This is a genomic window from Burkholderia cenocepacia (assembly GCF_900446215.1).
GTDB classification, from domain to species: Bacteria; Pseudomonadota; Gammaproteobacteria; order Burkholderiales; family Burkholderiaceae; genus Burkholderia; species Burkholderia cenocepacia.
In genome coordinates this window covers 250,967-274,449 of record NZ_UAQZ01000001.1, presented here as the reverse complement: position 1 = coordinate 274,449, position 23,483 = coordinate 250,967, and the positions used below count along the sequence as shown (strand labels likewise).

Annotated in this window: 21 protein-coding genes; 15 read left to right on the top strand and 6 right to left on the bottom strand. The window is 68.9% G+C overall.

What is annotated here, in order from left to right; genetic code table 11:
• Nucleotides 1-12: 12 nt before the first annotated feature.
• The 5 genes from DTA15_RS01225 (at nucleotide 13) to DTA15_RS01205 (ending at nucleotide 5,064) form a co-directional block, all read left to right on the top strand.
• Complete coding sequence (locus DTA15_RS01225) at nucleotides 13-1,341, top strand: homoserine dehydrogenase (protein ID WP_006482858.1); 1,329 nt, start codon at nucleotides 13-15, stop codon at nucleotides 1,339-1,341.
• A gap of 12 nt (nucleotides 1,342-1,353) precedes the next feature.
• Entirely contained in the window at nucleotides 1,354-2,805 is a 1,452-nt protein-coding gene (thrC, locus tag DTA15_RS01220) for a threonine synthase (protein WP_006482856.1), read from the top strand.
• A 247-nt stretch (nucleotides 2,806-3,052) separates the two neighbouring features.
• Nucleotides 3,053-4,300: a molybdopterin molybdotransferase MoeA gene (locus DTA15_RS01215; protein WP_012492667.1), complete on the top strand. Its 1,248-nt coding sequence runs from the start codon at nucleotides 3,053-3,055 to the stop codon at nucleotides 4,298-4,300.
• A 19-nt stretch (nucleotides 4,301-4,319) separates the two neighbouring features.
• Complete coding sequence (moaD, locus tag DTA15_RS01210; protein WP_006482857.1) at nucleotides 4,320-4,577, top strand: molybdopterin converting factor subunit 1; 258 nt, start codon at nucleotides 4,320-4,322, stop codon at nucleotides 4,575-4,577.
• A gap of 10 nt (nucleotides 4,578-4,587) precedes the next feature.
• Nucleotides 4,588-5,064, top strand: a complete 477-nt coding sequence (locus tag DTA15_RS01205; protein ID WP_006482862.1) for a molybdenum cofactor biosynthesis protein MoaE — start codon at nucleotides 4,588-4,590, stop codon at nucleotides 5,062-5,064.
• 62 nt (nucleotides 5,065-5,126) lie between these two features.
• On the opposite strand, the gene DTA15_RS01200 is transcribed toward DTA15_RS01205, so the two are convergent.
• Nucleotides 5,127-5,687, bottom strand: a complete 561-nt coding sequence (locus DTA15_RS01200; RefSeq protein WP_006496390.1) for a group III truncated hemoglobin — start codon at nucleotides 5,685-5,687, stop codon at nucleotides 5,127-5,129.
• A 253-nt stretch (nucleotides 5,688-5,940) separates the two neighbouring features.
• Between DTA15_RS01200 and DTA15_RS01195 the strand changes: the two genes are divergently transcribed.
• Together DTA15_RS01195 and clpB are read left to right on the top strand one after the other, a co-directional pair.
• Nucleotides 5,941-6,459: an Rrf2 family transcriptional regulator gene (locus DTA15_RS01195; protein ID WP_006484059.1), complete on the top strand. Its 519-nt coding sequence runs from the start codon at nucleotides 5,941-5,943 to the stop codon at nucleotides 6,457-6,459.
• Between the two features lie 145 nt (nucleotides 6,460-6,604).
• Nucleotides 6,605-9,202, top strand: coding sequence for an ATP-dependent chaperone ClpB (gene clpB, locus DTA15_RS01190; protein WP_006484060.1), 2,598 nt, complete (start codon nucleotides 6,605-6,607; stop codon nucleotides 9,200-9,202).
• Nucleotides 9,203-9,331: 129 nt separating this feature from the next.
• Here clpB and DTA15_RS01185 read toward each other — a convergent pair whose 3' ends face one another.
• Nucleotides 9,332-9,763 carry a YidB family protein gene (locus DTA15_RS01185; RefSeq protein ID WP_006484058.1) on the bottom strand — a complete coding sequence of 144 codons (432 nt, stop codon included), beginning with the start codon at nucleotides 9,761-9,763 and terminating at the stop codon, nucleotides 9,332-9,334.
• A gap of 88 nt (nucleotides 9,764-9,851) precedes the next feature.
• Nucleotides 9,852-10,460: a ComEA family DNA-binding protein gene (locus tag DTA15_RS01180; protein WP_006484057.1), complete on the bottom strand. Its 609-nt coding sequence runs from the start codon at nucleotides 10,458-10,460 to the stop codon at nucleotides 9,852-9,854.
• Nucleotides 10,461-10,747: 287 nt separating this feature from the next.
• On the opposite strand from DTA15_RS01180, the gene DTA15_RS01175 reads away from it, so the two are divergent.
• Both DTA15_RS01175 and DTA15_RS01170 read left to right on the top strand, forming a co-directional pair.
• Nucleotides 10,748-11,209, top strand: coding sequence for a MerR family transcriptional regulator (locus DTA15_RS01175; RefSeq protein ID WP_006484054.1), 462 nt, complete (start codon nucleotides 10,748-10,750; stop codon nucleotides 11,207-11,209).
• Nucleotides 11,193-11,627 (top strand): carboxymuconolactone decarboxylase family protein, encoded by a 435-nt coding sequence (locus tag DTA15_RS01170; protein WP_006484056.1) that lies wholly within the window; start codon nucleotides 11,193-11,195, stop codon nucleotides 11,625-11,627. Before DTA15_RS01175 ends, DTA15_RS01170 begins: the two co-directional genes overlap by 17 nt.
• A 19-nt stretch (nucleotides 11,628-11,646) precedes the next feature.
• On the opposite strand, the gene DTA15_RS01165 is transcribed toward DTA15_RS01170, so the two are convergent.
• Complete coding sequence (locus tag DTA15_RS01165) at nucleotides 11,647-13,566, bottom strand: sigma-54-dependent Fis family transcriptional regulator (RefSeq protein ID WP_012492664.1); 1,920 nt, start codon at nucleotides 13,564-13,566, stop codon at nucleotides 11,647-11,649.
• Nucleotides 13,567-14,102: 536 nt separating this feature from the next.
• Here DTA15_RS01165 and DTA15_RS01160 point away from each other — a divergent pair.
• The 6 genes from DTA15_RS01160 (at nucleotide 14,103) to lipA (ending at nucleotide 20,205) form a co-directional block, all read left to right on the top strand.
• Nucleotides 14,103-15,161 (top strand): ATP-NAD kinase family protein, encoded by a 1,059-nt coding sequence (locus tag DTA15_RS01160; protein WP_006485073.1) that lies wholly within the window; start codon nucleotides 14,103-14,105, stop codon nucleotides 15,159-15,161.
• A 59-nt stretch (nucleotides 15,162-15,220) separates the two neighbouring features.
• Nucleotides 15,221-15,997 carry an SDR family NAD(P)-dependent oxidoreductase gene (locus DTA15_RS01155; protein WP_006485075.1) on the top strand — a complete coding sequence of 259 codons (777 nt, stop codon included), beginning with the start codon at nucleotides 15,221-15,223 and terminating at the stop codon, nucleotides 15,995-15,997.
• Nucleotides 15,998-16,074: 77 nt separating this feature from the next.
• Nucleotides 16,075-17,058: a thiamine pyrophosphate-dependent dehydrogenase E1 component subunit alpha gene (locus tag DTA15_RS01150; protein WP_006485077.1), complete on the top strand. Its 984-nt coding sequence runs from the start codon at nucleotides 16,075-16,077 to the stop codon at nucleotides 17,056-17,058.
• A 54-nt stretch (nucleotides 17,059-17,112) separates the two neighbouring features.
• Nucleotides 17,113-18,117, top strand: coding sequence for an alpha-ketoacid dehydrogenase subunit beta (locus tag DTA15_RS01145; protein WP_006485069.1), 1,005 nt, complete (start codon nucleotides 17,113-17,115; stop codon nucleotides 18,115-18,117).
• 4 nt (nucleotides 18,118-18,121) lie between these two features.
• Complete coding sequence (locus DTA15_RS01140) at nucleotides 18,122-19,237, top strand: acetoin dehydrogenase dihydrolipoyllysine-residue acetyltransferase subunit (protein WP_006485078.1); 1,116 nt, start codon at nucleotides 18,122-18,124, stop codon at nucleotides 19,235-19,237.
• Between the two features lie 2 nt (nucleotides 19,238-19,239).
• Nucleotides 19,240-20,205 (top strand): lipoyl synthase, encoded by a 966-nt coding sequence (gene lipA, locus DTA15_RS01135; RefSeq protein ID WP_006485081.1) that lies wholly within the window; start codon nucleotides 19,240-19,242, stop codon nucleotides 20,203-20,205.
• A gap of 4 nt (nucleotides 20,206-20,209) precedes the next feature.
• Here lipA and DTA15_RS01130 read toward each other — a convergent pair whose 3' ends face one another.
• Entirely contained in the window at nucleotides 20,210-21,565 is a 1,356-nt protein-coding gene (locus DTA15_RS01130; protein ID WP_006485071.1) for an MATE family efflux transporter, read from the bottom strand.
• Nucleotides 21,566-21,567: 2 nt separating this feature from the next.
• Nucleotides 21,568-23,400, bottom strand: a complete 1,833-nt coding sequence (locus DTA15_RS01125; protein WP_006485070.1) for an ArnT family glycosyltransferase — start codon at nucleotides 23,398-23,400, stop codon at nucleotides 21,568-21,570.
• Nucleotides 23,401-23,483: the final 83 nt, after the last annotated feature.

The window sequence follows — 23,483 nt, the reverse complement described above, 5'->3', positions numbered from 1 at the left end:
ATCACACGCAGCATGGAACCGATCAAAGTTGGCCTGTTGGGCTTCGGCACGGTGGGCAGCGGCACCTTCACGGTGCTGCGCCGCAACCAGGAAGAAATCAAGCGACGCGCGGGGCGCGGCATCGAGGTGGCGCGCATTGCCGTGCGCAACCCGGCCAAGGCGCAGGCTGCGCTCGGCGGTGACGCCGCCGCCGCGCAGATCACCGACGATTTCAACGCGGTCGTCGACGATCCGTCGATCGCGATCATCGCCGAGATGATCGGCGGCACGGGTATCGCGCGCGAGCTCGTGCTGCGCGCGATCGCGAACGGCAAGCACGTCGTGACGGCGAACAAGGCGCTGCTCGCGGTGCACGGCACCGAGATCTTCGAAGCCGCGCGCGAGAAGGGCGTGATGGTCGCGTTCGAGGCGGCCGTCGCCGGCGGCATCCCGATCATCAAGGCGCTGCGCGAAGGCCTGACCGCGAACCGCATCCAGTACATCGCCGGCATCATCAACGGCACGACCAACTACATCCTGTCGGAAATGCGCGACCGCGGGCTCGACTTCGCGACCGCGCTGAAGGCCGCGCAGGAGCTCGGCTACGCGGAAGCCGATCCGACCTTCGACATCGAAGGCGTCGACGCCGCGCACAAGGCGACGATCATGAGCGCGATCGCGTTCGGCGTGCCGGTGCAGTTCGACCGTGCGTACGTCGAAGGCATCAGCAAGCTCGACGCGACCGACATCCGCTACGCGGAAGAGCTCGGCTACCGGATCAAGCTGCTCGGCATCACGCGCCGCGCCGAAAACGGCATCGAGCTGCGCGTGCACCCGACGCTGATTCCGGAAAAGCGCCTGCTCGCGAACGTCGAGGGCGCGATGAACGCGGTCGTCGTGCACGGCGACGCAGTCGGCACGACGCTGTACTACGGCAAGGGCGCGGGCGCGGAGCCGACCGCGTCGGCCGTCGTCGCGGATCTCGTCGACGTCACGCGCCTGCACACGGCCGACCCCGAGCATCGCGTGCCGCATCTCGCGTTCCAGCCCGACAGCCTGTCGAACACGCCGATCTTGCCGATCGAGGAAGTGACGAGCGGCTACTACCTGCGCCTGCGCGTCGCCGACCAGACCGGCGTGCTCGCCGCGATTACGCGCATCCTCGCCGAATCGGGCATCTCGATCGACGCGCTGCTGCAGAAGGAATCGGAGCAGATCGACGGCGCGAATGGCGAGACCGACATCATCCTGATCACGCACGAGACGGTCGAGAAGAACGTCAACGCGGCGATCGCGCAGATCGAGAGCCTGGCGACGGTGGTCTCGAAGGTCACGAAGCTGCGCATGGAAGCGCTGAACTGAGCCGAGGACGACATGAACTACATTTCCACGCGCGGCGCCGGCATCGGCGAGCGCCATACGTTCTCCGACATCCTGCTCGGCGGTCTCGCGAAGGACGGCGGGCTCTACCTGCCTGCCGAGTATCCGAAGGTGTCGGCCGACGAGCTCGCGCGCTGGCGTACGCTGTCGTACGCGGATCTCGCGTTCGAGATCCTGTCGAAGTTCTGCGACGACGTGCCGGCCGACGACCTGCGCGCGATCACGCGCCGCACGTACACGGCCGCCGTGTACAGCAACACGCGCCACGGCGAGAACGCGTCCGACATCACGCCGCTGAAGACGCTCGGCACCGAGCACGGCGCGGCGCTGTCGCTGCTCGAACTGTCGAACGGCCCGACGCTCGCGTTCAAGGACATGGCGATGCAGCTGCTCGGCAACCTGTTCGAGTACACGCTCGCGAAGCACGGTGAAGCGCTGAACATCCTCGGCGCGACGTCGGGCGACACCGGCAGCGCGGCCGAGTATGCGATGCGCGGCAAGGCCGGCGTGCGCGTGTTCATGCTGTCGCCGCACAAGAAGATGAGCGCGTTCCAGACGGCGCAGATGTTCAGCCTGCAGGATCCGAACATCTTCAACCTCGCGGTCGAAGGCGTGTTCGACGATTGCCAGGACATCGTGAAGGCCGTGTCGAACGATCATGCATTCAAGGCGCAGCAGAAGATCGGCACCGTCAACTCGATCAACTGGGCGCGTGTCGTCGCGCAGGTCGTCTACTACTTCAAGGGCTACTTCGCGGCGACGCAGTCCAACGACGAGCGCGTGTCGTTCACGGTGCCGTCGGGCAACTTCGGCAACGTCTGCGCGGGCCACATCGCGCGGATGATGGGGCTGCCGATCGCGAAGCTGGTGGTCGCGACCAACGAAAACGACGTGCTCGACGAGTTCTTCCGCACGGGCGCGTATCGCGTGCGCAGCGCCGAGAACACCTATCACACGAGCAGCCCGAGCATGGACATCTCGAAGGCGTCGAACTTCGAGCGCTTCGTGTTCGACCTGCTCGGCCGCGATCCGGCCCGCGTGATGCAGCTGTTCCGCGACGTCGAGGAGAAGGGCGGCTTCGATCTCGCGGCGAGCGGCGATTTCGCGCGCGTCGCCGAATTCGGTTTCGTGTCGGGCCGCAGCAGCCACACCGACCGCATCGCGACGATCCGCGACGTGTTCTCGCGCTACGACACGATGATCGACACACATACGGCCGACGGCGTGAAGGTCGCGCGCGAGCACCTGGAAGCCGGCGTGCCGATGGTCGTGCTCGAGACGGCGCAGCCGATCAAGTTCGGCGAGACGATCCGCGAAGCGCTCGACCGCGAAGCCGAGCGGCCGGCCGCATTCGACGGGCTCGAGGCGCTGCCGCAGCGCTTCGAGGTCGTGAAGGCCGACGCGCAGCAGGTGAAGGACTTCATCGCCGCCCATACGGGCGCATGACGCACGGCCGGGCCCGCAGGCCCGGCAGCGCAGGACGGCCGGAACCCCGATTCGTCGAACGGATCGGGGTTCCGGCCGTTTCGTTTGGTTCGCGGGCTCGGCATCCGGGCATCGTTCTCCCCGCGAAACAAGTGCCAGACCCGCGCGTTCGCGCCGATCACAGTCTTCGCATGCTCGCCATATCGCGCGTGCGCGTGACGGCGTCGCTACAATGACGGTTCGATTCCAACGATCCCCGATTCCATCGATGTCGAACCCGAATCCCGCGGCGCCGCGCGCGCCGATGCTGTCGACCGCCGAGGCGCTCGCCGCGCTGCTCGATGCCGCGAAGCCGCTGCCCGGCGCCGAAACCGTCGCCACGCTCGACGCGCTCGGCCGCGTGCTGGCGGCCGACGTCAGCTCGCCGCTCGACGTGCCGCCAATGCACACGAGCGCGATGGACGGCTATGCGGTGCGCGTCGCCGACCTGCTGCACGGCGATCGGCGGTTGCCGGTGTCGCAGCGCATTCCGGCTGGCCATCCGGCGCAACCGCTCGCGGCCGGCACGGCCGCGCGGATCTTCACCGGCGCGACGGTGCCGCCCGGCGCCGACGCGGTCGTGATGCAGGAGCAGGCGTCGGCCGACGGCGACGCGGTCGAGATCCTGCACACGCCGAAGGCCGGTGAATGGATCACCGCGCAGGGCGCGGACATCCGCCAGGGGGCGGTGATCCTGCCGGCCGGCACGCGGCTCACGCCGCAGGCGCTGGGTCTCGCCGCATCGGTCGGCTGCGCGCAGCTGTCGGTCGCGCGGCGGATTCGCGTGGCGGTGTTCTTCACCGGCGATGAACTGACGATGCCCGGCGAGCCGCTGAAACCCGGCGCGATCTACAACTCGAACCGCTTCACGCTGCGCGGGCTGCTGGAGCGGCTGGGCTGTCACGTGACCGACTACGGCATCGTGCCTGACTCGCTGGCCGCGACCCGCGACACGCTGCGGGAGGCCGCCCGCGATCACGACGTGATCCTGACGAGCGGCGGCGTGTCGGTCGGCGACGAGGATCACGTGAAGCCGGCCGTCGAGGCGGAAGGGCGGCTCGCGCTGTGGCAGATCGCGATGAAGCCCGGCAAGCCGCTCGCGTATGGTGCCGTGCGCCGCGGCGACGAGCGCGCCGACGCGCATTTCATCGGGCTGCCCGGCAACCCGGTCTCGAGCTTCGTCACGTTCCTGCTGTTCGTGCGGCCGTTCCTGCTGCGCCTGTCCGGCGTGCGCGACGTCGCGCCGCGCGCGTTGTCGCTGCGTGCCGATTTTTCGCAGAGCAAGGGCGACCGGCGCAACGAATTCCTGCGTGCGCGCGTGAATGCGGCCGGCGGCCTCGACCTGTTCCCGAACCAGAGCTCGGCCGTGCTCACGTCGACGGTCTGGGGCGACGGCCTGATCGACAATCCGCCGCAGCATGCGATCAGCGCCGGCGAGACCGTGCGTTTCATTCCGTTTTCCGAACTGCTGTCGTAACGCGACGGCTTCCCGAACCATGAAGATTCAGCTGAAATTTTTTGCAAGCGTGCGCGAAGCGCTGGGCGTCGCCGATGAAGAAGCCACCGTACCGGACGGCGTGACGACCGTCGGCGACGTGCGGGCGTGGCTGCGCGTGCGCGGCGGCGCGTGGGCCGACACGCTCGCCGAAGGGCGCGCGTTGCGCATGGCGTGCAACCACGAGATGACCGATCCCGACACGCGGCTCACCGAAGGCTGCGAGGTCGCGTTCTTTCCGCCGGTGACGGGCGGTTGAGGGCCGGGCGATGGCAACGGTACGAGTCCAGACCGACGATTTCGATCTGAATGCCGAAGTCGCGGCATTGCGGGCGCGCAACCCGAAGATCGGTGCGGTCGCGTGCTTCGTCGGCACGGTGCGCGACCTGAACGAAGGCGAGTCGGTCGCCGCGATGGAGCTCGAGCACTATCCCGGAATGACCGAGAAGGCGCTCGAGAAAATCGCGGCCGAGGCCGGCCGGCGCTGGCCGGGCATCGACGTCGCGATCGTGCATCGCGTCGGCAGGCTGTTGCCGCTCGACCAGATCGTGATGGTCGCGACGGTCGCGTCGCACCGCGGCGATGCGTTTGCATCGTGCGAATTCGTGATGGATTACCTGAAGACCGAAGCGCCGTTCTGGAAGAAGGAAACGACGCCCGACGGCGAGCGCTGGGTCGATGCGCGCAGCACCGACGACGCCGCGCTCGCGCGCTGGGGCGTCGAGTCGGGCAACACGCGGCGCTGAGCGCGGCGCGCGAACGATGCGGCGATGTGCCGCATGCGCGCGAGCGCCGCGGGTGACGGGCGTTACGCGTCCGGGTCGACGCTGCGCCCGATGATCTTGGTCGGAAACGGCTCGCCGCGGGCCCGCGACGGCAACGCGTGCGGATCGTCGCCCGCGTCGCGACGGCGCGGCGCGATCGCGTCGAGCAGCGCCTGCTGCTCGGGCGGAATCTGGTAATCCCAGCCGAACCGGCTCAACTGCAGGCTCTGCGCGATCCGCAGCGCGGGCTCCATGAAACGGAGCGCCGCCGGCGGCGCGTAGCGCGCTTCGACGGTTTTCAGGAACAGCGACAGCCAGCGGCTGAAGTGGGCCGGCTCGATCCCGTCGAGCGGCTGGTGCGCCTGCTGCACGTTGCCGCGATAGCCCTTGGTGCCGAGCACGAGGCTCGACCAGAACGTCACCATCTTCGGCAGATGATCGTCCCAGCGGCCGGCCAGCTTCGCGTCGAACACGGGTCCGAGCAGCGGATCGGCGCGCACGCGGTCGTAGAACGCGTAGACGAGATCGCGGATGTTGTCTTCGGTCGGCTCGGCGTCGCGGGGGCGGGCCGGTGCGGATTCGGGCGAGGCGGGCAGGGCAGTCATGACGAAAATGGCCGGTGGATCGGGGCAGCGACGGCGCGGCGGCACGGGTGACGAGCAGGACGCCGGCCGGATTTTGACGCAAAATAGCGTCCAATAACCCCTGGAAAACGTGTAGATGTCACGCATCTTATTGCGCGCACGCGATCCCGGCAACCCGGGGCCGCGCAACGGCACCATCGATCGGCCCCTGCACGCATCGCGATCGGCTCGGTTCAGGTAATCGGGGCACGATCGATCTTTTCCGTATTCGCTCATGAGACTCACCGACTACACCGACTATTCGCTGCGCGTGATGCTGTACCTGGCCGTGCGCGGCGAGGGGCTCGCGACGATCCAGGAGATCTCGGACGCCTACGGCATCTCGAAGAACCATCTGATGAAAGTGGTGCAGCAGCTCGGCGAGCTGGGCTGGGTCGACACCGTTCGCGGCCGTAACGGCGGGCTGCGGCTGTTCGCCGATTCGCTGCAACTGACGGTCGGCCAGGTCGTGCGGGCGACCGAAAACGACTTCGCGCTGGTCGGTTGCTTTTCGCCCGACGACAGCGAGTCGCGCGGCTGCGTGATCGAGCCGCAGTGCCGGCTGAAGGGCGTGCTCGCGGCCGCGCGCGATGCCTTCTTCGCGGAGCTCGATCGTCACACGATCGGCGAACTGGCCGAGCCTGCGTCGCCGCTCGTGGCGCTGCTCGGCATTCGCCCGGTCGCGCTCGTGCGTGCGGCGCCGGAGCCGGACGAGGTGTCGGCGGCCGCCGAGCCGTCGTCCAAGGCCCACTGACACGCGGGCGCCGCCCATCCCGTCACGCGGCCGGCCGTTTTCAGGCGATCCGGCATTTTTTGCGCTGAATCAACCCGAATTTCGCTTGAAAGCCGCATAACCATCCTCATCTTGGTGTTAATCGAAAATTGGAGGTCTCGACTAAATGAGAATCGACAAGCTCACCACCAAGTTCCAGGAAGCACTCGCGGACGCGCAAAGCCTCGCGGCAGGCCGCGACAATCAATACATCGAACCCGTTCACGTCCTCGCGGCGCTGGTCGCGCAACAGGACGGCTCGGCCCGCTCGCTGATGTCGCGTGCGGGCGTGCACGTGCAGGCGCTGCAAGGCGCGCTGAACGAAGCCATCTCGCGCCTGCCGCAGGTGACGGGCACGGGCGGCGACATCCAGATCGGCCGTGAGTTGGCCGGGCTGCTGAACCAGGCCGACAAGGAAGCGCAGAAGCTCAACGACACGTTCATCGCGAGCGAGATGTTCCTGCTCGCGGTGTCGGACGACAAAGGCGATGCCGGCAAGCTCGCGCGCCAGCACGGCCTCACGCGCAAGGCGCTGGAAGCCGCGATCGCCGCGGTGCGCGGCGGCTCGCAGGTGCACAGCCAGGATGCGGAAAGCCAGCGCGAGGCGCTGAAGAAATACACGGTCGACCTGACCGAGCGCGCCCGCGCGGGCAAGCTCGATCCGGTGATCGGCCGCGACGACGAAATCCGCCGCTCGATCCAGATCCTGCAGCGCCGCACCAAGAACAACCCGGTGCTGATCGGCGAGCCGGGCGTCGGCAAGACGGCGATCGTCGAAGGGCTCGCGCAGCGGATCGTCAACGGCGAAGTGCCCGAGACGCTGAAGGGCAAGCGCGTGCTGTCGCTCGACATGGCCGCGCTGCTCGCCGGCGCGAAGTATCGCGGCGAGTTCGAGGAGCGCCTGAAGGCGGTGCTCAACGACATCGCGAAGGACGAAGGCCAGACGATCGTCTTCATCGACGAGATCCACACGATGGTCGGCGCGGGCAAGGCCGAAGGCGCGATGGACGCGGGCAACATGCTGAAGCCGGCGCTGTCGCGCGGCGAGCTGCACTGCATCGGCGCGACCACGCTCGACGAATACCGCAAGTACATCGAGAAGGACGCCGCGCTCGAGCGCCGCTTCCAGAAGGTGCTCGTCGACGAGCCGAGCGTCGAGGCGACGATCGCGATCCTGCGCGGGCTGCAGGAGAAGTACGAACTGCACCACGGCGTCGACATCACCGACCCGGCGATCGTCGCCGCGGCCGAGCTGTCGCACCGCTACATCACCGACCGCTTCCTGCCCGACAAGGCGATCGACCTGATCGACGAAGCCGCTTCGAAGATCAAGATGGAAATCGATTCGAAGCCCGAAGAGATGGACAAGCTCGACCGTCGTCTGATTCAGCTGAAGATCGAGCGCGAAGCCGTGAAGAAGGAGCAGGACGAAGCGTCGCAGAAGCGCCTGCAGCTGATCGAGGAAGAGATCGAACGCCTCGGCCGCGAATATGCGGACCTGGAAGAGATCTGGACCGCCGAGAAGGCCGCGGTGCAGGGCAGCGCGCAGCTCAAGGAAGAGATCGAGAAGGTGCGGGCGGACATCGCGCGCCTGCAGCGTGAAGGCAAGCTCGAGAAGGTCGCCGAGCTGCAGTACGGCAAGCTGCCGCAGCTCGAGTCGCAACTGAAGCAGGTCACGCAGGCCGAAGAGCAGGAGCAGCACAACCCGACGCGCCCGCGCCTGCTGCGCACGCAGGTCGGCGCCGAGGAAATCGCGGAAGTCGTGTCGCGTTCGACGGGGATTCCCGTGTCGCGGATGATGCAGGGCGAACGCGAGAAGCTGCTGCACATCGAGGAAAAGCTGCATGAGCGCGTGGTCGGCCAGGACGAGGCGATCAGCGCGGTGGCCGATGCGATCCGTCGGTCGCGCGCGGGTCTCGCCGATCCGAACCGTCCGTACGGCTCGTTCCTGTTCCTCGGCCCGACGGGGGTCGGCAAGACCGAGCTGTGCAAGGCGCTGGCGTCGTTCCTGTTCGATTCGGAAGAGCACCTGATCCGCATCGACATGAGCGAGTTCATGGAGAAGCACAGCGTCGCGCGGCTGATCGGCGCGCCGCCCGGCTATGTCGGCTACGAGGAAGGCGGCTACCTGACGGAAGCCGTGCGCCGCAAGCCGTACAGCGTGATCCTGCTCGACGAGATCGAGAAGGCGAATCCGGACGTGTTCAACGTGCTGCTGCAGGTGCTCGACGACGGCCGCATGACGGACGGGCAGGGGCGCACGGTCGACTTCAAGAACACGGTCATCGTGATGACGTCGAATCTCGGCTCGCAGGTGATCCAGGCCATGACCGGCTCGCCGCAGGACGAGATCAAGGACGCCGTGTGGCTCGAGGTGAAGCAGCATTTCCGCCCCGAGTTCCTGAACCGGATCGACGACGTCGTCGTGTTCCATGCGCTCGACCGCAGCAACATCGAGTCGATCGCGAAGATCCAGCTGGCGCGCCTGCACGACCGGCTTGCGAAGCTGGACATGGCGCTCGACGTGTCGCCCGCTGCGCTCGAACAGATCGCGAAGGTCGGCTACGATCCGGTGTTCGGTGCGCGGCCGCTGAAGCGCGCGATCCAGCAGGAGATCGAGAACCCGGTCGCGAAGCTGATCCTCGCCGGCCGCTTCGGTCCGAAGGACGTGATCCCGGTCGACGTCAACGACGGCCAGTTCGTGTTCGACCGCGTCGTGCACTGATCGCCTGCCATCGGCAGCGTGCCCGGTTCGCGCCGGGCGCGCAAAAACAAACACCCCGCCTCGGCGGGGTGTTTGCATATGGAGCGACCGAAACCGCTGCGCGGGATGTCGGCGCGCTGCGCGGCGGGCTTACGCCTGCTTGTTGCCGCCGAACATGCCGGCGAGTTGCGTGAGCGTGCCGAGCACGTTCGACGTGTCGACCTGGCCGCCGGCCGGCACTTCGCCGTTCGGCGTCGCGCCGTTGACGACGTGCGGCAGCACCTGCGCGAGGATCGACGACGCCTGCGACGGATCGATGCCGACCTTGCTCGCGAGCGAGCCGACGACGTCCGAGCCGAGCACGTTCTGCAGCGTATCGGCCGAGATCGGCTGGTTTTCGCCGGTGCCGACCCACGAACCGATGATCTCGCCGGCGCCGCCGGCCTTGAACTTCTCGATCAGCCCGTTCAGGCCGCCCGGCTGGTTGTTGATGAATTCGAGCGCGGTCGTGATCAGCGCGCTTTGGGAGTTGCCGCCGGCCTGGCCGCCGATCAGACCGCCAACGATGTCGAGGAGACCCATGGTTCTTCACCTTCACTGAAAAGGGCGCCGTGACGACGGCGCCCGTTGAACGAATGCCGCGCGCACGCCGTCGCGCGCGCGGCGCACATCAGGCGCCCGACGCCGCGGCGGCGGAGGCTGCCTTGTCCTTCTTGCTCTTCTTCTTCGAACCCTTCGTCGCCTTCGTGGACGACGCGGCCGCCGGTGCGCTCGCACCCGCGTCGGCGGATGCCGCCGCCGCTGCCGCTTTTTCCTTCTTCGACGCACGCTTGGTCTTGGCCGGCTTGGCGGCCGCTTCCGGTGCGCTTGCCGTCGGCGCCGGCGCCGCGGTCGTCGTGCCGGCCGTCGCGGTCGTGGACGTCGACGCGGTGCCTGCCGACGTCGTGGTCGACGTGGTCGCGGACGTCGTCGCGGCCGGCTTCGACAGCTTCACGCCCTTCGGCGGCGTCGATGCGCCGCCGATCGTCAGGCCGTTTTCCTCGAGATGCCCGACCGACTTCGTGCCGAGGCCCTTCACGCGGTTCGCGAGATCGTCGGCGTCCTTGAACGGGCCGTTCTTGGTGCGTTCGTCGATGATCGCCTTCGACTTCACGGGCCCGAGCCCCTTCACGGATTCGAGCGCGGCCTGGTCAGCCGTGTTGACTTCGACGGCCGCGGCAAGGCCGGCGGCGAGCGACAGCGATAGCGCGACGAACAGCATCAGCAGCTTTTTCAGCATGGCAAAGGCTCCCTGGTTCTGACGGATGAATGGCTGTTGCAACGGATGACGACGCGCGAGGTGGCCGGGCGTCGCCGTTAAGCATAGGACAAATGCGTGCCCTTTTTAAGACAGGCTGACCGAATCTTGCTGAAGGCTTGCGGTGCTGTAAAGGCCGAAACCGGTGCCGGGGGCCGATTTTGACCATTCTTTACGGTGTCCGAGGGTGTGTCCCGGGAGAACGTCGCGCTGGCCGTCAGACAGGGCTTGACTTAGAGTGAACTCTAACTCCTAACCTCGTTCCTGCCATGTCGAAAACCGTATCCCAACCCTCCGCCGCCGGTCCGCTGACGATCGGGCAAGTCGCCGAACTGACGGGCGTGTCGACGCATACGTTGCGGTATTACGAGCAGGCCGGGCTGCTGCGCGCGATCTCGCGCACGGCGGCCGGGCACCGGCTCTATGCGCCGGCCGACCTTGACTGGCTGGCTTTCGTGATGCGCCTGAAGGCGACCGGCATGCCGATCGCGCAGATGCAGGCGTTCGCGGTGCTGCGCGAGCAGGGCGAGTCGACGTTCGGCGCGCGGCGCGACTTGCTGGTCGCGCATCGCGACGCGGTGCGCGCGCATATCGCGGAGCTGCAGGCGAGCCTCGACGCGATCGGCGACAAGATCGCGTACTACGAGGCGCAGGAACGGGAAATGGAACGACGGGCGAATCCTTCTCACTCTTTACCGGAACAGGACGGACACGATGGAACGACTCGTTGAGGATCGCTACACGCGCGGCTGGAACAAGCTGAAGGAAATCGACGGCGAAGCGGGCGAGCGCGTGATCGCGGCGCTTGCGCCGATCGCACCGGACTTCGGGCGGCTGCTGGTCGAATTCAGCTTCGGCGACATCTACAGCCGGCCGCAGCTCGACCTGAAGGCGCGCGAAATCGCGACGATCGCGGCGCTGGCCGCGCTCGGCAACGCACAGCCGCAACTGAAGGTGCATATCGAGGCCGCGCTGAACGTCGGCTGCACGCGCGACGAGATCGTCGAGGTGTTCATGCAGATGGCCGTGTATGCGGGGATGCCGGCTGCGCTCAACGCGCTGTTCGCCGCGCACGAGGTGTTCACGCGGCGCGACGCAGCGGCCGGCGTGGCGGACGACGCGAACGAAGCGGCCGGGCAGCCCGCATGACGGCGCGTGCGCCGGTGCGTCACGCGCGGTGCGGCGCGACGATCCGGTGCTTCGCGATGCGCCGGTACAGCGTCGCGCGCGAGATGCCGAGCGCCCGGGCGGCCGCGTCGGGCCGCCAGTGATGCGCGGTGAGCGCGGCGACGATGCGGCTGCGTTCATCGTCGGGCAGCGCGCCTGCCGGCGCGCCGCCGAGTTGCGCGGCGAGGTCGGCCGGCAGGTCGCGCCGCGTCACGCGCGCGGCGTCGCACACCGCGCACGCATAGCGCAGCACGTTGCGCAGTTGCCGCACGTTGCCCGGCCATGGGTAGGCGGCGAGCTGTTCGGCGAGCGTCGCGTCGAGCGTGAGCACGTGGCCGGTCGCCTGCGCTTCCTCGGCGAACACGGCGGCGATCACGTCGCGCACGTCCGCGCGTTCGCGCAGCGGCGGCAGGTCGAACGTCGCGCCGCTCAACCGGTAGTACAGATCCTCGCGGAACGTGCCGTCGGCCACCATCCGCGCGAGATCGCGGTGCGTCGCGCAGATCACGTCGAGATCGACGCGCACGGGCGTATCGCTGCCGAGCGGCACGACCTCGCCGTCGGCCAGCACGCGCAACAGGCGCGTCTGCAGCGCGAGCGGCATGTCGCCGATTTCATCGAGAAACAGCGTGCCGCCGTCGGCGAGCGCGATCTTGCCGCGCGCGCCGTGCTTGCGTGCGCCGGTGAATGCGCCGGCCGCGTAACCGAACAGTTCGCTCTCGATCAGCGCTTCGGGCAGCGCGCCGCAGTTGACGGCGACGAACGGCCGCGCGCGCCGCGCGCCGGCGTCATGGATCGCGCGCGCGAATACTTCCTTGCCGGCGCCGGTCTCGCCGAGCACGAGAATCGGCAGCCGCTTGCTCGCGACGCGCAGCGCGAGTTCGGCCTGTTGCGCGATGCGCGGGTCGCTGCTGTGCAGGAACGGCGTCAGCGCGCCGACGTGACGCGGCGCGGCGCTGCCCGGGCGGCGCGATGCCGCGCCGGGCTCGCGGCCGGTGCGCCGTAGCGGCGCACGCAGCCGCGCGTAGAGCGGCGCGCCGGTCGCGCGCAGCCGCAGCGCGACGATCGCATCGAGCCGCGCGGCGTCGCGCAGCGGCATCTCGGTCGCGTCGAAGATCTCGTCGATATGACGCGGCTCGCGCAGCGCCGGCAGCGCGTCGCGCGCGTGCCGGTTCGCGGCGACGATGTTGCCGCATTCGTCGAACGCGATCAGCCACTCCGGTTGCGCCTCGACGTAGTGACGATTCGGATGCCCGAACAATATCCAGTGCTGCGCGGTGCTGTGCACGAAGTAGCCGTCCTCGATCAACGCCGCGCTCTGTCGTACGAGCTGGTAGACGAGGCGCTGGCTGTCGCGGCCGTCGGGCGAATGCACGGCCGACGCGTCGAGCACGCCGATCAGTTCGCCGCCCGGCGAGAAGATCGGCGCCGCGCTGCACGTGAGCGTCGTGAACGCCGCGCGAAAGTGATCGGTCTTGTGCACGGTGATCGGCGCGAGATCGGTCAGCACGCTCGCGACGCCGCAGGTTCCTTCCTCGCTTTCCGACCAGCACGAGCCGATGTGCAGCCCCGCGTGACGGAAGTCGTTGCGGCGTTCGCGGTCGATCCGGTAGTCGATCGTCACGCCGTGCGCGTCGGTCAGCATCACGCAGTAGTCGGCGACGCGGATCATGTCGTGCAGCCGCGTCAGGCACTGGCCCGACGCGCGCAGGAAGGCTTCCTCCTTGTCGCGCACTTCGCGCAGTTCGGCCGCGGTCAGCACGCGCGGGCCGATCGACGAAGCGGGGTCGAGACGGTAGCGCTCCAGCGATCGTTGCCACGACGACACGAGGCGCGCGGAATCGGCCGGCGCGGGCAGGCGCCCGGCGAGCGCGCCGAGGACACGGTCGGCGTGCTGGGCCTGGGGGACGGCGTAGGGCATGGTCGGCTCCGGTTCCGTACGGCGGGAATGTCGCTGTTCTTGTAGCACATCCGTTCCGGCAGATCACATTGCATCGCAGCACGCGGCGCGCGTGAGACGGTCGTCTCACCGGTACCGCGCCATGTCTCGCGCAGTTGAGACGGCCGCGTGCGCGGCGTGCGGCGCTGGTCCGGCCACGCATCGCCTGCGTGACGCCGCGCAAATGCAGGGGTTTGCGGGCGGAACGCCGGGCTTGCGCGGGGGCCGCGACGATCGCGTCGACGTATCGACGACGTGAGACGCACCGATGAATTCGCCGCGCGCGGCGTCGTCCCGGCCGCCCATCCGGAACACGCACTCACCCGCCACGCCAGCGTGCACGCGGGTTTCACGGCTATCGCACGCACGATGGCACGCCGCTTGCAGAGATCACGGGCAAGCCGGCGCGATCGTGTCGGCGACGACGATCCGCCGCCCGTCGATGGCAGCGGACGAAACAGGTGGAGCCGACGCACGCGCCAATGCGCCGGCCCCGCCGACTGGATGGAGACAAACCCGTGACGACGCCCGTTACCGTCGGTGTGATCGCGAACCCCGCATCGGGGCGCGACATCCGCCGCCTCACGACGCATGCATCCGTGTTCCCGACCGCGGAGAAGGCGAACATGATCGTGCGCCTCCTGGCCGGCCTTGGCGCGATGGGCGTCGAGCGCGTGCTGACGCTGCGCGACCGCACGGGCATCGCGACGCTGCTGCTGCGCGCGATCGACACGCATCGCGCGGTCGCGCCGCACGAGCGCTGGCCCGAGGTCGAATTCGTCGACCTGCCGATCACCGATACCGTCGCCGACACGCAAGCCGGCGCGGCCTATCTGCACCGGATGGAAGTGTCGCTGATCGTCGTGCTCGGCGGCGACGGCACCCATCGCGCGGTGGCCGCGCATTGCGGCGCGACGCCGCTCGTCGCGCTGTCCACCGGCACCAACAACGCGTTTCCCGAACATCGCGAGGCGACCGTCGCCGGCGTCGCGGCCGGGCTTGCTGCAACCGGCGCCGTGCCGGCCGAGGTCGCGTTCGTGCGCAACAAGCGGCTCGTCGTGCGCTGCGTCGCGGGCGCGCAGCCGGGGCGCGAGGAGATCGCGCTCGTCGACGTGTGCGCCGCGCGGCAACGCTTCATCGGCGCACGCGCGATTTCCGGCTCCGACGACATCGATTCGCTCTACCTGACGTTCGCGGAACCGGACGGCATCGGCCTGTCCGCGCTCGGCGGCGCATGGGCGCCGCTTGAACGCAGCGCGCCGCACGGGCTCGCGATGCGCTTCGCGGAAGCCGGCAAGACGGCCGGCACGCCGCTCGTCGCGCCGATCGCGCCGGGGCGCGTCGACCGCGTCGTGATGCGCAGTTGCGAGCGGCTCGAACCGGGTTCGTGGCACGCGATTCCGTTCGAGCGCGGCACGCTCGCGTTCGACGGCGAGCGCGAGATCGAGGTCGCGCGCGGCGATCGCTACGAGATTGCGCTCGACTGGCGCGGACCGTTGACGGTCGACGTCGGCCGCACGCTGCGCTACGCATCGTCGCGGCAACTGCTGCGCGACGCCGGTGCATGGCACGACTGACGCTTCGCGGTACGCAACGGCATTTCGCCATCCATCACGATCAACAAGGAGACATCGCCATGACAGCCCCTCTCGAAGGACAGGTCGCCATCGTCACCGGCGGCGCGCGCGGCATCGGCCGTGGCATCGCGCTGACGCTCGCCGGCGCCGGCGCCAACATCCTGCTGGCCGACCTGCTCGACGACGCGCTCGACGCCACCGCGCGCGAGGTGCGTGCGCTCGGCCGCCGCGCGGCGATCGCGAAGGTCGACGTCACGCAGGCCGCGCAGGTCGACGCGATGGTCGCGCAGGCGCTCGCCGACCTCGGCGGGCTCGACATCCTCGTGAACTGCGCGGGCGTGATCAGCATTCATCCGGTCGCCGAGCTGACCGAGCGCGACTGGGATTTCGTGATGAACGTGAACGCGAAGGGCACGTTCCTCGGCTGCCGGGCGGCGCTTGCCCACCTGAAGGCGCAGGGGCGCGGCCGGATCATCAACGTCGCGTCGATCGCGGGCAAGGAAGGCTTTCCGAATCTCGCGCATTACAGCGCATCGAAATTCGCGGTCGTGGGCTTCACCAACGCGCTGGCGAAGGAACTCGCGCGCGACGGCGTGACCGTCAACGCGATCTGCCCCGGCATCGTCCGTACCTACATGTGGGACCGGCTGTCCGACGAATGGAAGACCGACGGCGAATCGGTCGAGCAGTCGTGGCAGCGGCACCAGTTGACGCTGATTCCGCAGGGCCGAGCGCAGACGCCGGAGGACATGGGCCGGCTCGCGCTGTTCTTCGCGACGATGGACAACGTGACGGGCCAGGCCGTGAACGTCGACGGCGGCTTCACGTTCCACTGACGGCCGCAGGCCGTGCAATCCGCTGCCACGGCATGGCCGGGGCGGCATTCGCAGTCAGACCCACCCAGGAGACACACATGACCGCTTCGACACAGCTCAGCAGGGACACGCTGCTGGACGCCTATCGGCTGATGCGCACGATCCGCGAATTCGAGGAGCGCCTGCACGTCGAATTCGCGACCGGCGAGATACCCGGCTTCGTTCACCTGTATGCGGGCGAGGAGGCGTCCGCCGTCGGCACGATGCTGCATCTCGGCCTCGACGACTACGTGGCCACCACGCACCGCGGCCACGGCCATTGCATCGCGAAGGGCGTCGACGTGCACGGGATGATGGCCGAGATCTACGGCAAGAAGACCGGCGTCTGCCACGGCAAGGGCGGCTCGATGCACATCGCCGACCTGTCGATGGGGATGCTCGGCGCGAACGGGATCGTCGGCGCGGGCGGCCCGCTCGTGTGCGGCGCGGCGCTCGCGGCCAAGCACAAGAAGACGGGCGGCGTCGGCGTGTGCTTCTTCGGCGACGGCGCGTCGAACCAGGGCGTGATCTTCGAATCGATGAACCTCGCGTCGGTGTGGCGGCTGCCCGCGATCTTCGTCGCCGAAAACAACGGCTATGCGGAAGCGACGTCGTCGAGCTGGTCGGTCGCGACCGACAACATCGCCGATCGCGCGAACGGGTTCGGGATGCCGGGCGTGATCGTCGACGGCTTCGACTTCTTCGCGGTGCACGAGGCGCTCGGCGAGGCCGTCGAGCGTGCGCGCAACGGCGGCGGCCCGACGCTCGTCGAGGTGAAGTTCACGCGCTATTTCGGCCACTTCGAGGGCGATGCGCAAACCTACCGGGCGCCGGGCGAAGTGCAGAAGCTGCGCGACGAGAAGGATTGCCTGAAGCATTTCGAAACGCGCGTCGTGCGCGCCGAAGCGCTGACGACCGACGACCTGCGCGCGGTCGACGCACAGGTGAAGGCGCTGATCGACGACGCGGTCGCGCAGGCGAAGGCGGCGCCGCTGCCGGATGCCGCCGACCTGCTGGCCGACGTCTACGTGTCGTATCCGTGAGCGCGGCCTGACCCAGCAGCCGGCACGGCGAACCGAACATTCCAGGAGACAGACATGGCAAGGAAGATCACTTATTCGCAGGCGATCAACGAGGCGCTCGCGCAGGAAATGGCGCGCGACGACAGCGTGATCGTGATGGGCGAGGACAACGCGGGCGGCGCGGGCGCGCCGGGCGAGGACGACGCATGGGGCGGCGTGCTCGGCGTGACGAAGGGGCTGTTCCACAAGTTTCCGGGCCGCGTGCTCGATACGCCGCTGTCGGAGGGCGGCTACATCGGTGCGGCGGTCGGCGCGGCCGCGTGCGGGATGCGGCCGGTCGCGGAACTGATGTTCATCGATTTCATGGGTGTGTGCTTCGACCAGATCTTCAACCAGGCCGCGAAATTCCGCTACATGTTCGGCGGCAAGGCCGTGACGCCGGTCGTGATCCGCGCGATGTACGGCGCCGGTCTGCGCGCGGCCGCGCAGCACTCGCAGATGCTCACGTCGTTGTTCACGCACATTCCGGGGCTGAAGGTCGTGTGCCCGTCGACGCCGTACGACGCGAAGGGGCTCCTGATCCAGGCGATCCGCGACAACGATCCCGTGATCTTCCTCGAACACAAGCTGCTCTACACGCGCGAGGGCGACGTCCCGGAGGAATCCTATGCGATTCCGTTCGGCGAGGCGAACGTGATGCGCGACGGCGACGACGCGACGATCGTCACGTACGGCCGGATGGTGCATCTCGCGATGGACGCGGCCGCCAAGCTCGCGAAGGACGGCATCCAGTGCGAGGTGATCGACCTGCGCACGACGTCGCCGCTCGACGAGGAAACGATCCTCGACAGCGCCGAGCGTACCGGGCGCGTGGTGGTCGTCGACGAAGCGAATCCGCGCTGCTCGATCGCGACCGACATCGCCGCGCTTGTCGCGCAGCGCGCATTCCGGTCGCTGAAGGCGCCGATCGAGCTCGTCACCGCGCCGCATACGCCCGCGCCGTTCGCCGGCGTGCTGGAAGACCTGTATATCCCGTCCGCCGATGCGATTGCGCAGGCGGTCCTGAAGACGAGGAGCTGACACGATGTCGATTCACATGATCACGATGCCCAAGTGGGGGCTGTCGATGGAGCAGGGGCAGGTCAACGGCTGGCTGAAGGCAGTCGGCGAGCGCGTGACGAAGGGCGACGAGGTGCTCGACGTCGAGACCGACAAGATCTCGTCGGGCGTCGAATGCGCGTTCGACGGCACGCTGCGCCGGCAGGTCGCGCAGGAGGGCGAGACGCTGCCGGTCGGCGCGCTGCTCGGTGTGGTCGCGGCGGCCGATGCAAGCGATGCCGACATCGACGCGGCGATCGCCGACTTCCAGCGCGATTTCGTGCCGAGCGCGGCGTCCGACGAGGCGGCCGGCCCGCAGCCCGAGAAGGCGCAGATCGGCGGACGCACGATCCGCTTCCTGAAGCTGGGCGACGGTTCGGGCACGCCGGCCGTGCTGATCCACGGCTTCGGCGGCGACCTGAACAACTGGCTGTTCAATCACGCGGAGCTCGCCGCGCACCGGCCGGTGTGGGCGCTCGATCTGCCGGGCCACGGCGAATCGGGCAAGGCGGTCGAGAACGGCAGCCTCGACGAACTGGCCGACGCGGTGCTCGCGCTGCTCGATGCGCAGCACATCGAGCGCGCGCACCTGATCGGCCATTCGATGGGCGGCGCGGTCGCGATGACGGTGGCCGAGCGCGCGCCGCAATGCGTCGCGTCGCTCACGCTGATCGCGAGCGCGGGGCTTGGCACCGACATCAATCGCGCGTACATCGACGGCTTCGTCGCCGGCAACAGCCGCAACACGCTGAAGCCGCACCTCGGCGCGCTGTTCGCGGACCACGCGCTGGTCACGCGGCAGCTCGTCGAGGATCTCGTCAAGTACAAGCGGCTCGAAGGCGTGCAGGCCGCACTGGAGAAGATCGCGGATGCCGCGTTCGACGGCGCCGCACAGCGGCGCGTGTTCCGCGACCGGCTCGCGACGCTTGCGCCGCGCACGCTGGTGATCTGGGGTGAGCGCGACGAGGTGATTCCCGCGCAGCATGCGCAGGGTTTGCCGGACGGCGTGCGTGCCGAGGTGATCGCCGGCAGCGGGCACATGGTGCAGATGGAGGCGGCCGCCGATGTGAACCGCCTGATCGTCGCGTTCCTCGGAGACTGACGATGGCCGCCGCGCTCGAACGACCCAGCCTCACGGCGCTCGGCCAGCCCGGCGCCAGAAGTCGCGACAAGCTCGCGCGCATTCCGGTGCGCGTCGAGCCCGCGGCCGGCACGGCACTGCCGAAGCCGCCGTGGCTGCGCGCGCGGCCGATGATGAGCGCGGCGGTGGCCGACATGGCCGCCGTGCTGCGCGAGCATCGGCTGCATTCCGTCTGCGAGGAGGCAATGTGTCCGAACATCGGCGAATGCTTCGCGCAGCGCACCGCGACCTTCATGATCATGGGCGGGCTGTGTACGCGGCGTTGCCCGTTCTGCGATGTCGCGCACGGCCGTCCCGAACCGCTCGATCCCGACGAGCCGGCGCGGCTGGCCGACGCGGCCGCGGCGCTCGGGTTGCGCTACGTCGTGATCACGTCGGTCGACCGCGACGATCTGCGCGACGGCGGCGCCGCGCATTTCGCCGCATGCATCGCGGCGGTGCGCGCGAGCGTGCCGGGCATCGGGGTCGAGGTGCTGACGCCGGACTTTCGCGGCCGCGCGGCCCGCGCGCTCGACGCGCTGTCGTCGGCGTGGCCCGACGTGTTCAACCACAACATCGAGACGGTGCCGTCGCTGTACCGGGCGGCGCGGCCGGGCGCCGACTATCGCGGCTCGCTCGAGCTGCTCGCGCAGGCGAAGGCCGCGCGGCCGACGCTCGTGACGAAATCGGGGTTGATGCTCGGGTTGGGCGAGCGCGACGACGAGGTGCGCGACACGCTGCGCGACCTGCGCGCGCACGAGGTCGACGTGCTGACGCTCGGCCAGTATCTCGCGCCGTCCGCGCATCATTTGCCGGTGCGGCGCTACGTGAGTCCGGAAGCGTTCGCCGCGTGGCACGACGAGGCGCTTGCGCTCGGTTTCAGGGAAGTCGTCGCCGGCCCGCTCGTGCGCTCGTCATATCACGCGGCCGACGTGCTGGAGGACGCGTAGCGCATCACGCAGCCGCGGTGGCGTGCGCGCGACCGATGCGGCGCAGGTACAGCACGAGCCCCGCGCCCGCCAGCATCAGGCTGACCGTGTTCGCGAACCAGAAGCCGCGCGCGCCGGTCAGCCATGCGGGCGCGATGCCGCCGACGTCGAAGCCGAGCACGTAGCCGCCGCTGAGTCCGACGCCCCACAGCGCGACCGCATAGATCACGGTCGGCACGACCGCCACCTTGTACGCGCGCAGCACGAACGCCGACGTGACCTGCAGCGCATCGAACACGTGATAACACGCGACGATCGCGACGAGCGGCATCGCGGCCGCGGCGACGGCGGGGTTCGGCGTGTAGCCGCCGATGATGAGCGGGCGCAGCGCGAACACGAGCAGGCCGTAGGCGGCCGCCACGCCGCACGCGAAGATCACGCTGTGTCGGCCGAGCAGCCGGGCTTCCTCGGCGCGTCCGGCGCCGAGCGCGCGCGCGACCAGCGTCGACGCCGCCACGCCGATCGACAGCGGCGTCATGTACAGCACGGCGCCGATGTTGCCGGCGATCTGGTGGCCGGCGAGCGTCGTCGTGCCGAACTGCGCGATGAACAGCGCCATGCACGTGTACGACGTGACCTCGATCAGGTACGACAGGCCCATCGGCACGCCGAGCTTCAGGATCGCCTTCTGGCGTTCCCAGACGGGCCAGCAGAAGCGCGAGAAGATCGCGAGCGGCGCGAACACGTCGAGCTTTGCGAGCAGCGTGTAGCCGATCAGCGCGAGCGCCCAGTTGATCAGCGTGCTGGCCAGCCCGCAGCCGGGGCCACCGAGCGGCGGTACGCCGAAGCCGCCGAAGATGAACCACACGTTCAGCGGGAACTTGAGCAGCAGCGCGCCGATCTGCAGGATCATCGCGAGCCGCGGCTTGCCGGCCGCGTTGGTCAGCGCGTTGTAGATGCGGAATACGAGGCTGGCGGGCAGCCCGTACGACAGGATGCGCAGGTAGTCGACGGTGCGATCGTGCAGCGCGGCGGGCGCATGCGCGACGCGCAGCAGCGGCTCGGGAAAATGCAACAGCAGGAAGCCGGGAATCGCGAGCAGCAGCGCGAGCCACAGCGCCTGGCGCACTTCCTCGCCGATCTCCGCATAGCGCCGCGCGCCGTACAGTTGCCCGGTGATCGGCTGCAGCGCGGACAGGATGCCCGTCAGGCCGATGTAGATCGATACGTAGATCGACGAGCCGAGCCCGAGCGCGGCGAGATCGACGGCCGAGTAGCGGCCGACCATCGCGGTGTCGATCACGCCGAACGCGATGATCGCGAGCTGGCCGACCAGCACCGGCCACGCGAGACCGACGATCCGGCGGATGTCGCCGAGCATCGTCAATCGGCCGTCGGGCGGCGCGGCGGACGCCGCTTGACGGGCGCTTTCGGCCGTTCGATGCGCTCGTACAGGCGGAAGCGCTCGTCGCGGTCGGCGACGCGCCGGCCTTCCCAGACGAGACGCCACACGTATTGCGACATCGCGCTCGGCTCGCCGAAGTCGGCGCGGTCCTGGCGCAGGATCACGTCGCAGTCGCCGGAGAAATCGAAGTGCATGTCGCCGAAGTACGCGAAGGTCGCGATCTGCGCGTCGCCGAGCCGCACGGGCGAGATGCACTCGTAGTCGGACGGCAGGTGCACGGCGATCTGTTGCGCGACATCGCGATAGGTCCGGCCGTAGTTGACGATCGGCAGCCACAGCGTCATCAGCAGCACCCACATCAACGTGGTGCCCGCGCTCGACAGCACGACGCTGCGCCACAGCACCTTCGGCTGGCGCGACACACGCCAGCGCACGAGGAAGCACCAGCACACGGTGACGATCACCGCGCAGATGAACGACAGGATCTTGAAATGCGGCTCGTAGCCGGGCACGAGGCGCGCGAGGTTGCGCGCGAGCGGATGCGGGAAGCCGGTGAGCGACGCGAGCCACACGAGCCACACGAAGGTGCCGAGGATCGTGAAGCTCAGCACCGCGAACCAGTCGATCGCGTTGATCGCGCCGCGCTTGAGGGTCGGCAGCGCGAACGTCGCGAGCACCGCGAGCGGCGGCAGCAGCAGCATGTACATGCGGTTCGACTGCTGGCTTTGCAGGATCACGAGCGCGACGAGCGGTACGGCGACCGACAGCGGAATCGCGATGTGCGCGCGACGGCGCATGCCGGCCCAGCTCCACCACGCCCAGATCGCGAGCGGCCACGCGGGCCACGTGAACAGCGGCAGGTTTTTCGCCGCATAGCCGAGCACGGCCGTCGGCGGGCCCGAAAAGCGCATCAGGCTGCCGTGGATCCACTGGTTGAAGAACCACGCGGCGTCGTCGGGCGCCGCGACGATGGCGGCGAGCGGCCACAGCGCGAAGATCGCGGCCGCGAGCGGCACGCCGAGCAGCGGCAGGTGCAGGTTGCGCATCTCGGGCGTGACGAGCCACAGCGCGGCCGTGCCCGCGAGCAGCGCGACGACCAGCACCGGGTTGCCGGACAGCGCGACGAGGCCGATCGCGAGGCCCCACCACAGGGCGCCCTGCAGCGGCTTGTCGATGCCGCGCACGATCCCGTACACGAGCATCGCGATCCACGCGAACTGCGCGAGCTGCGGCGTCGTTTCGTGCCCGCGTTCCGCGAGGCCGAAGCAGGCGACGAGCACCAGCAGCGCACCGTCCGCGAGCGTGCGGCCGTAGTCGCGCGGCTCGGGCTCGCCGCCGAACGCGTACTTGAATGGTTGGACCTCGGCGCGCCGGCCGAGCAGGTAGGCCGCATACCAGACGAACGCGCACGCGACGCAGAACAGCACGCCGGTCGCGACGCGCGACGCGTTGCTCGCGTCGACCCACGGGCCGAGGCCGCGGATCGACAGCGCGCCGAGCCAGTAGCCGAGCGGCCCGTCGGTCGTGATGAACTTGCCGACCAGGTTCGGCAGCAGCCAGTCGTGCCAGCCGCCCTTGGCCATCGTCCACATCACGCCGAAGCCTGCCGCGTCCTCGTTTTTCCACGGGTCGCGGCCGAACAGGCCGAACGCCGCGTAGACGAGGCAGAGCGTGAGCAGCAGCCAGCGCGGCAGCGCACGCGTGGCGGAGGCGGTGAGACGGACGACAGGCTTCATGCAGATGAGCGATTTGTTATGGGCGGGCGGCCAGCGCGGTTGCGCGCGGTCGAGCCGGTTTCGAGCATCCGGCATTGTAGTCGCGCCCGCTGTTGTGCGTCAGGTCGTTGCCCGGGCGCCGGGCGAGCAGAGACAAAAAAGGGCAGCCTGGGCTGCCC

Bases quoted from the DNA above. Each gene is read 5' to 3' on its own strand.
- DTA15_RS01225 (WP_006482858.1), top strand. From the start codon at position 13: ATGGAACCGATCAAAGTTGGCCTGTTGGGCTTCGGCACGGTGGGCAGC.
- thrC (WP_006482856.1), top strand. From the start codon at position 1,354: ATGAACTACATTTCCACGCGCGGCGCCGGCATCGGCGAGCGCCATACG.
- DTA15_RS01215 (WP_012492667.1), top strand. From the start codon at position 3,053: ATGTCGAACCCGAATCCCGCGGCGCCGCGCGCGCCGATGCTGTCGACC.
- moaD (WP_006482857.1), top strand. From the start codon at position 4,320: ATGAAGATTCAGCTGAAATTTTTTGCAAGCGTGCGCGAAGCGCTGGGC.
- DTA15_RS01205 (WP_006482862.1), top strand. From the start codon at position 4,588: ATGGCAACGGTACGAGTCCAGACCGACGATTTCGATCTGAATGCCGAA.
- DTA15_RS01200 (WP_006496390.1), bottom strand. From the start codon at position 5,687: ATGACTGCCCTGCCCGCCTCGCCCGAATCCGCACCGGCCCGCCCCCGC.
- DTA15_RS01195 (WP_006484059.1), top strand. From the start codon at position 5,941: ATGAGACTCACCGACTACACCGACTATTCGCTGCGCGTGATGCTGTAC.
- clpB (WP_006484060.1), top strand. From the start codon at position 6,605: ATGAGAATCGACAAGCTCACCACCAAGTTCCAGGAAGCACTCGCGGAC.
- DTA15_RS01185 (WP_006484058.1), bottom strand. From the start codon at position 9,763: ATGGGTCTCCTCGACATCGTTGGCGGTCTGATCGGCGGCCAGGCCGGC.
- DTA15_RS01180 (WP_006484057.1), bottom strand. From the start codon at position 10,460: ATGCTGAAAAAGCTGCTGATGCTGTTCGTCGCGCTATCGCTGTCGCTC.
- DTA15_RS01175 (WP_006484054.1), top strand. From the start codon at position 10,748: ATGTCGAAAACCGTATCCCAACCCTCCGCCGCCGGTCCGCTGACGATC.
- DTA15_RS01170 (WP_006484056.1), top strand. From the start codon at position 11,193: ATGGAACGACTCGTTGAGGATCGCTACACGCGCGGCTGGAACAAGCTG.
- DTA15_RS01165 (WP_012492664.1), bottom strand. From the start codon at position 13,566: ATGCCCTACGCCGTCCCCCAGGCCCAGCACGCCGACCGTGTCCTCGGC.
- DTA15_RS01155 (WP_006485075.1), top strand. From the start codon at position 15,221: ATGACAGCCCCTCTCGAAGGACAGGTCGCCATCGTCACCGGCGGCGCG.
- DTA15_RS01150 (WP_006485077.1), top strand. From the start codon at position 16,075: ATGACCGCTTCGACACAGCTCAGCAGGGACACGCTGCTGGACGCCTAT.
- DTA15_RS01145 (WP_006485069.1), top strand. From the start codon at position 17,113: ATGGCAAGGAAGATCACTTATTCGCAGGCGATCAACGAGGCGCTCGCG.
- DTA15_RS01140 (WP_006485078.1), top strand. From the start codon at position 18,122: ATGTCGATTCACATGATCACGATGCCCAAGTGGGGGCTGTCGATGGAG.
- lipA (WP_006485081.1), top strand. From the start codon at position 19,240: ATGGCCGCCGCGCTCGAACGACCCAGCCTCACGGCGCTCGGCCAGCCC.
- DTA15_RS01130 (WP_006485071.1), bottom strand. From the start codon at position 21,565: ATGCTCGGCGACATCCGCCGGATCGTCGGTCTCGCGTGGCCGGTGCTG.
- DTA15_RS01125 (WP_006485070.1), bottom strand. From the start codon at position 23,400: ATGCCGGATGCTCGAAACCGGCTCGACCGCGCGCAACCGCGCTGGCCG.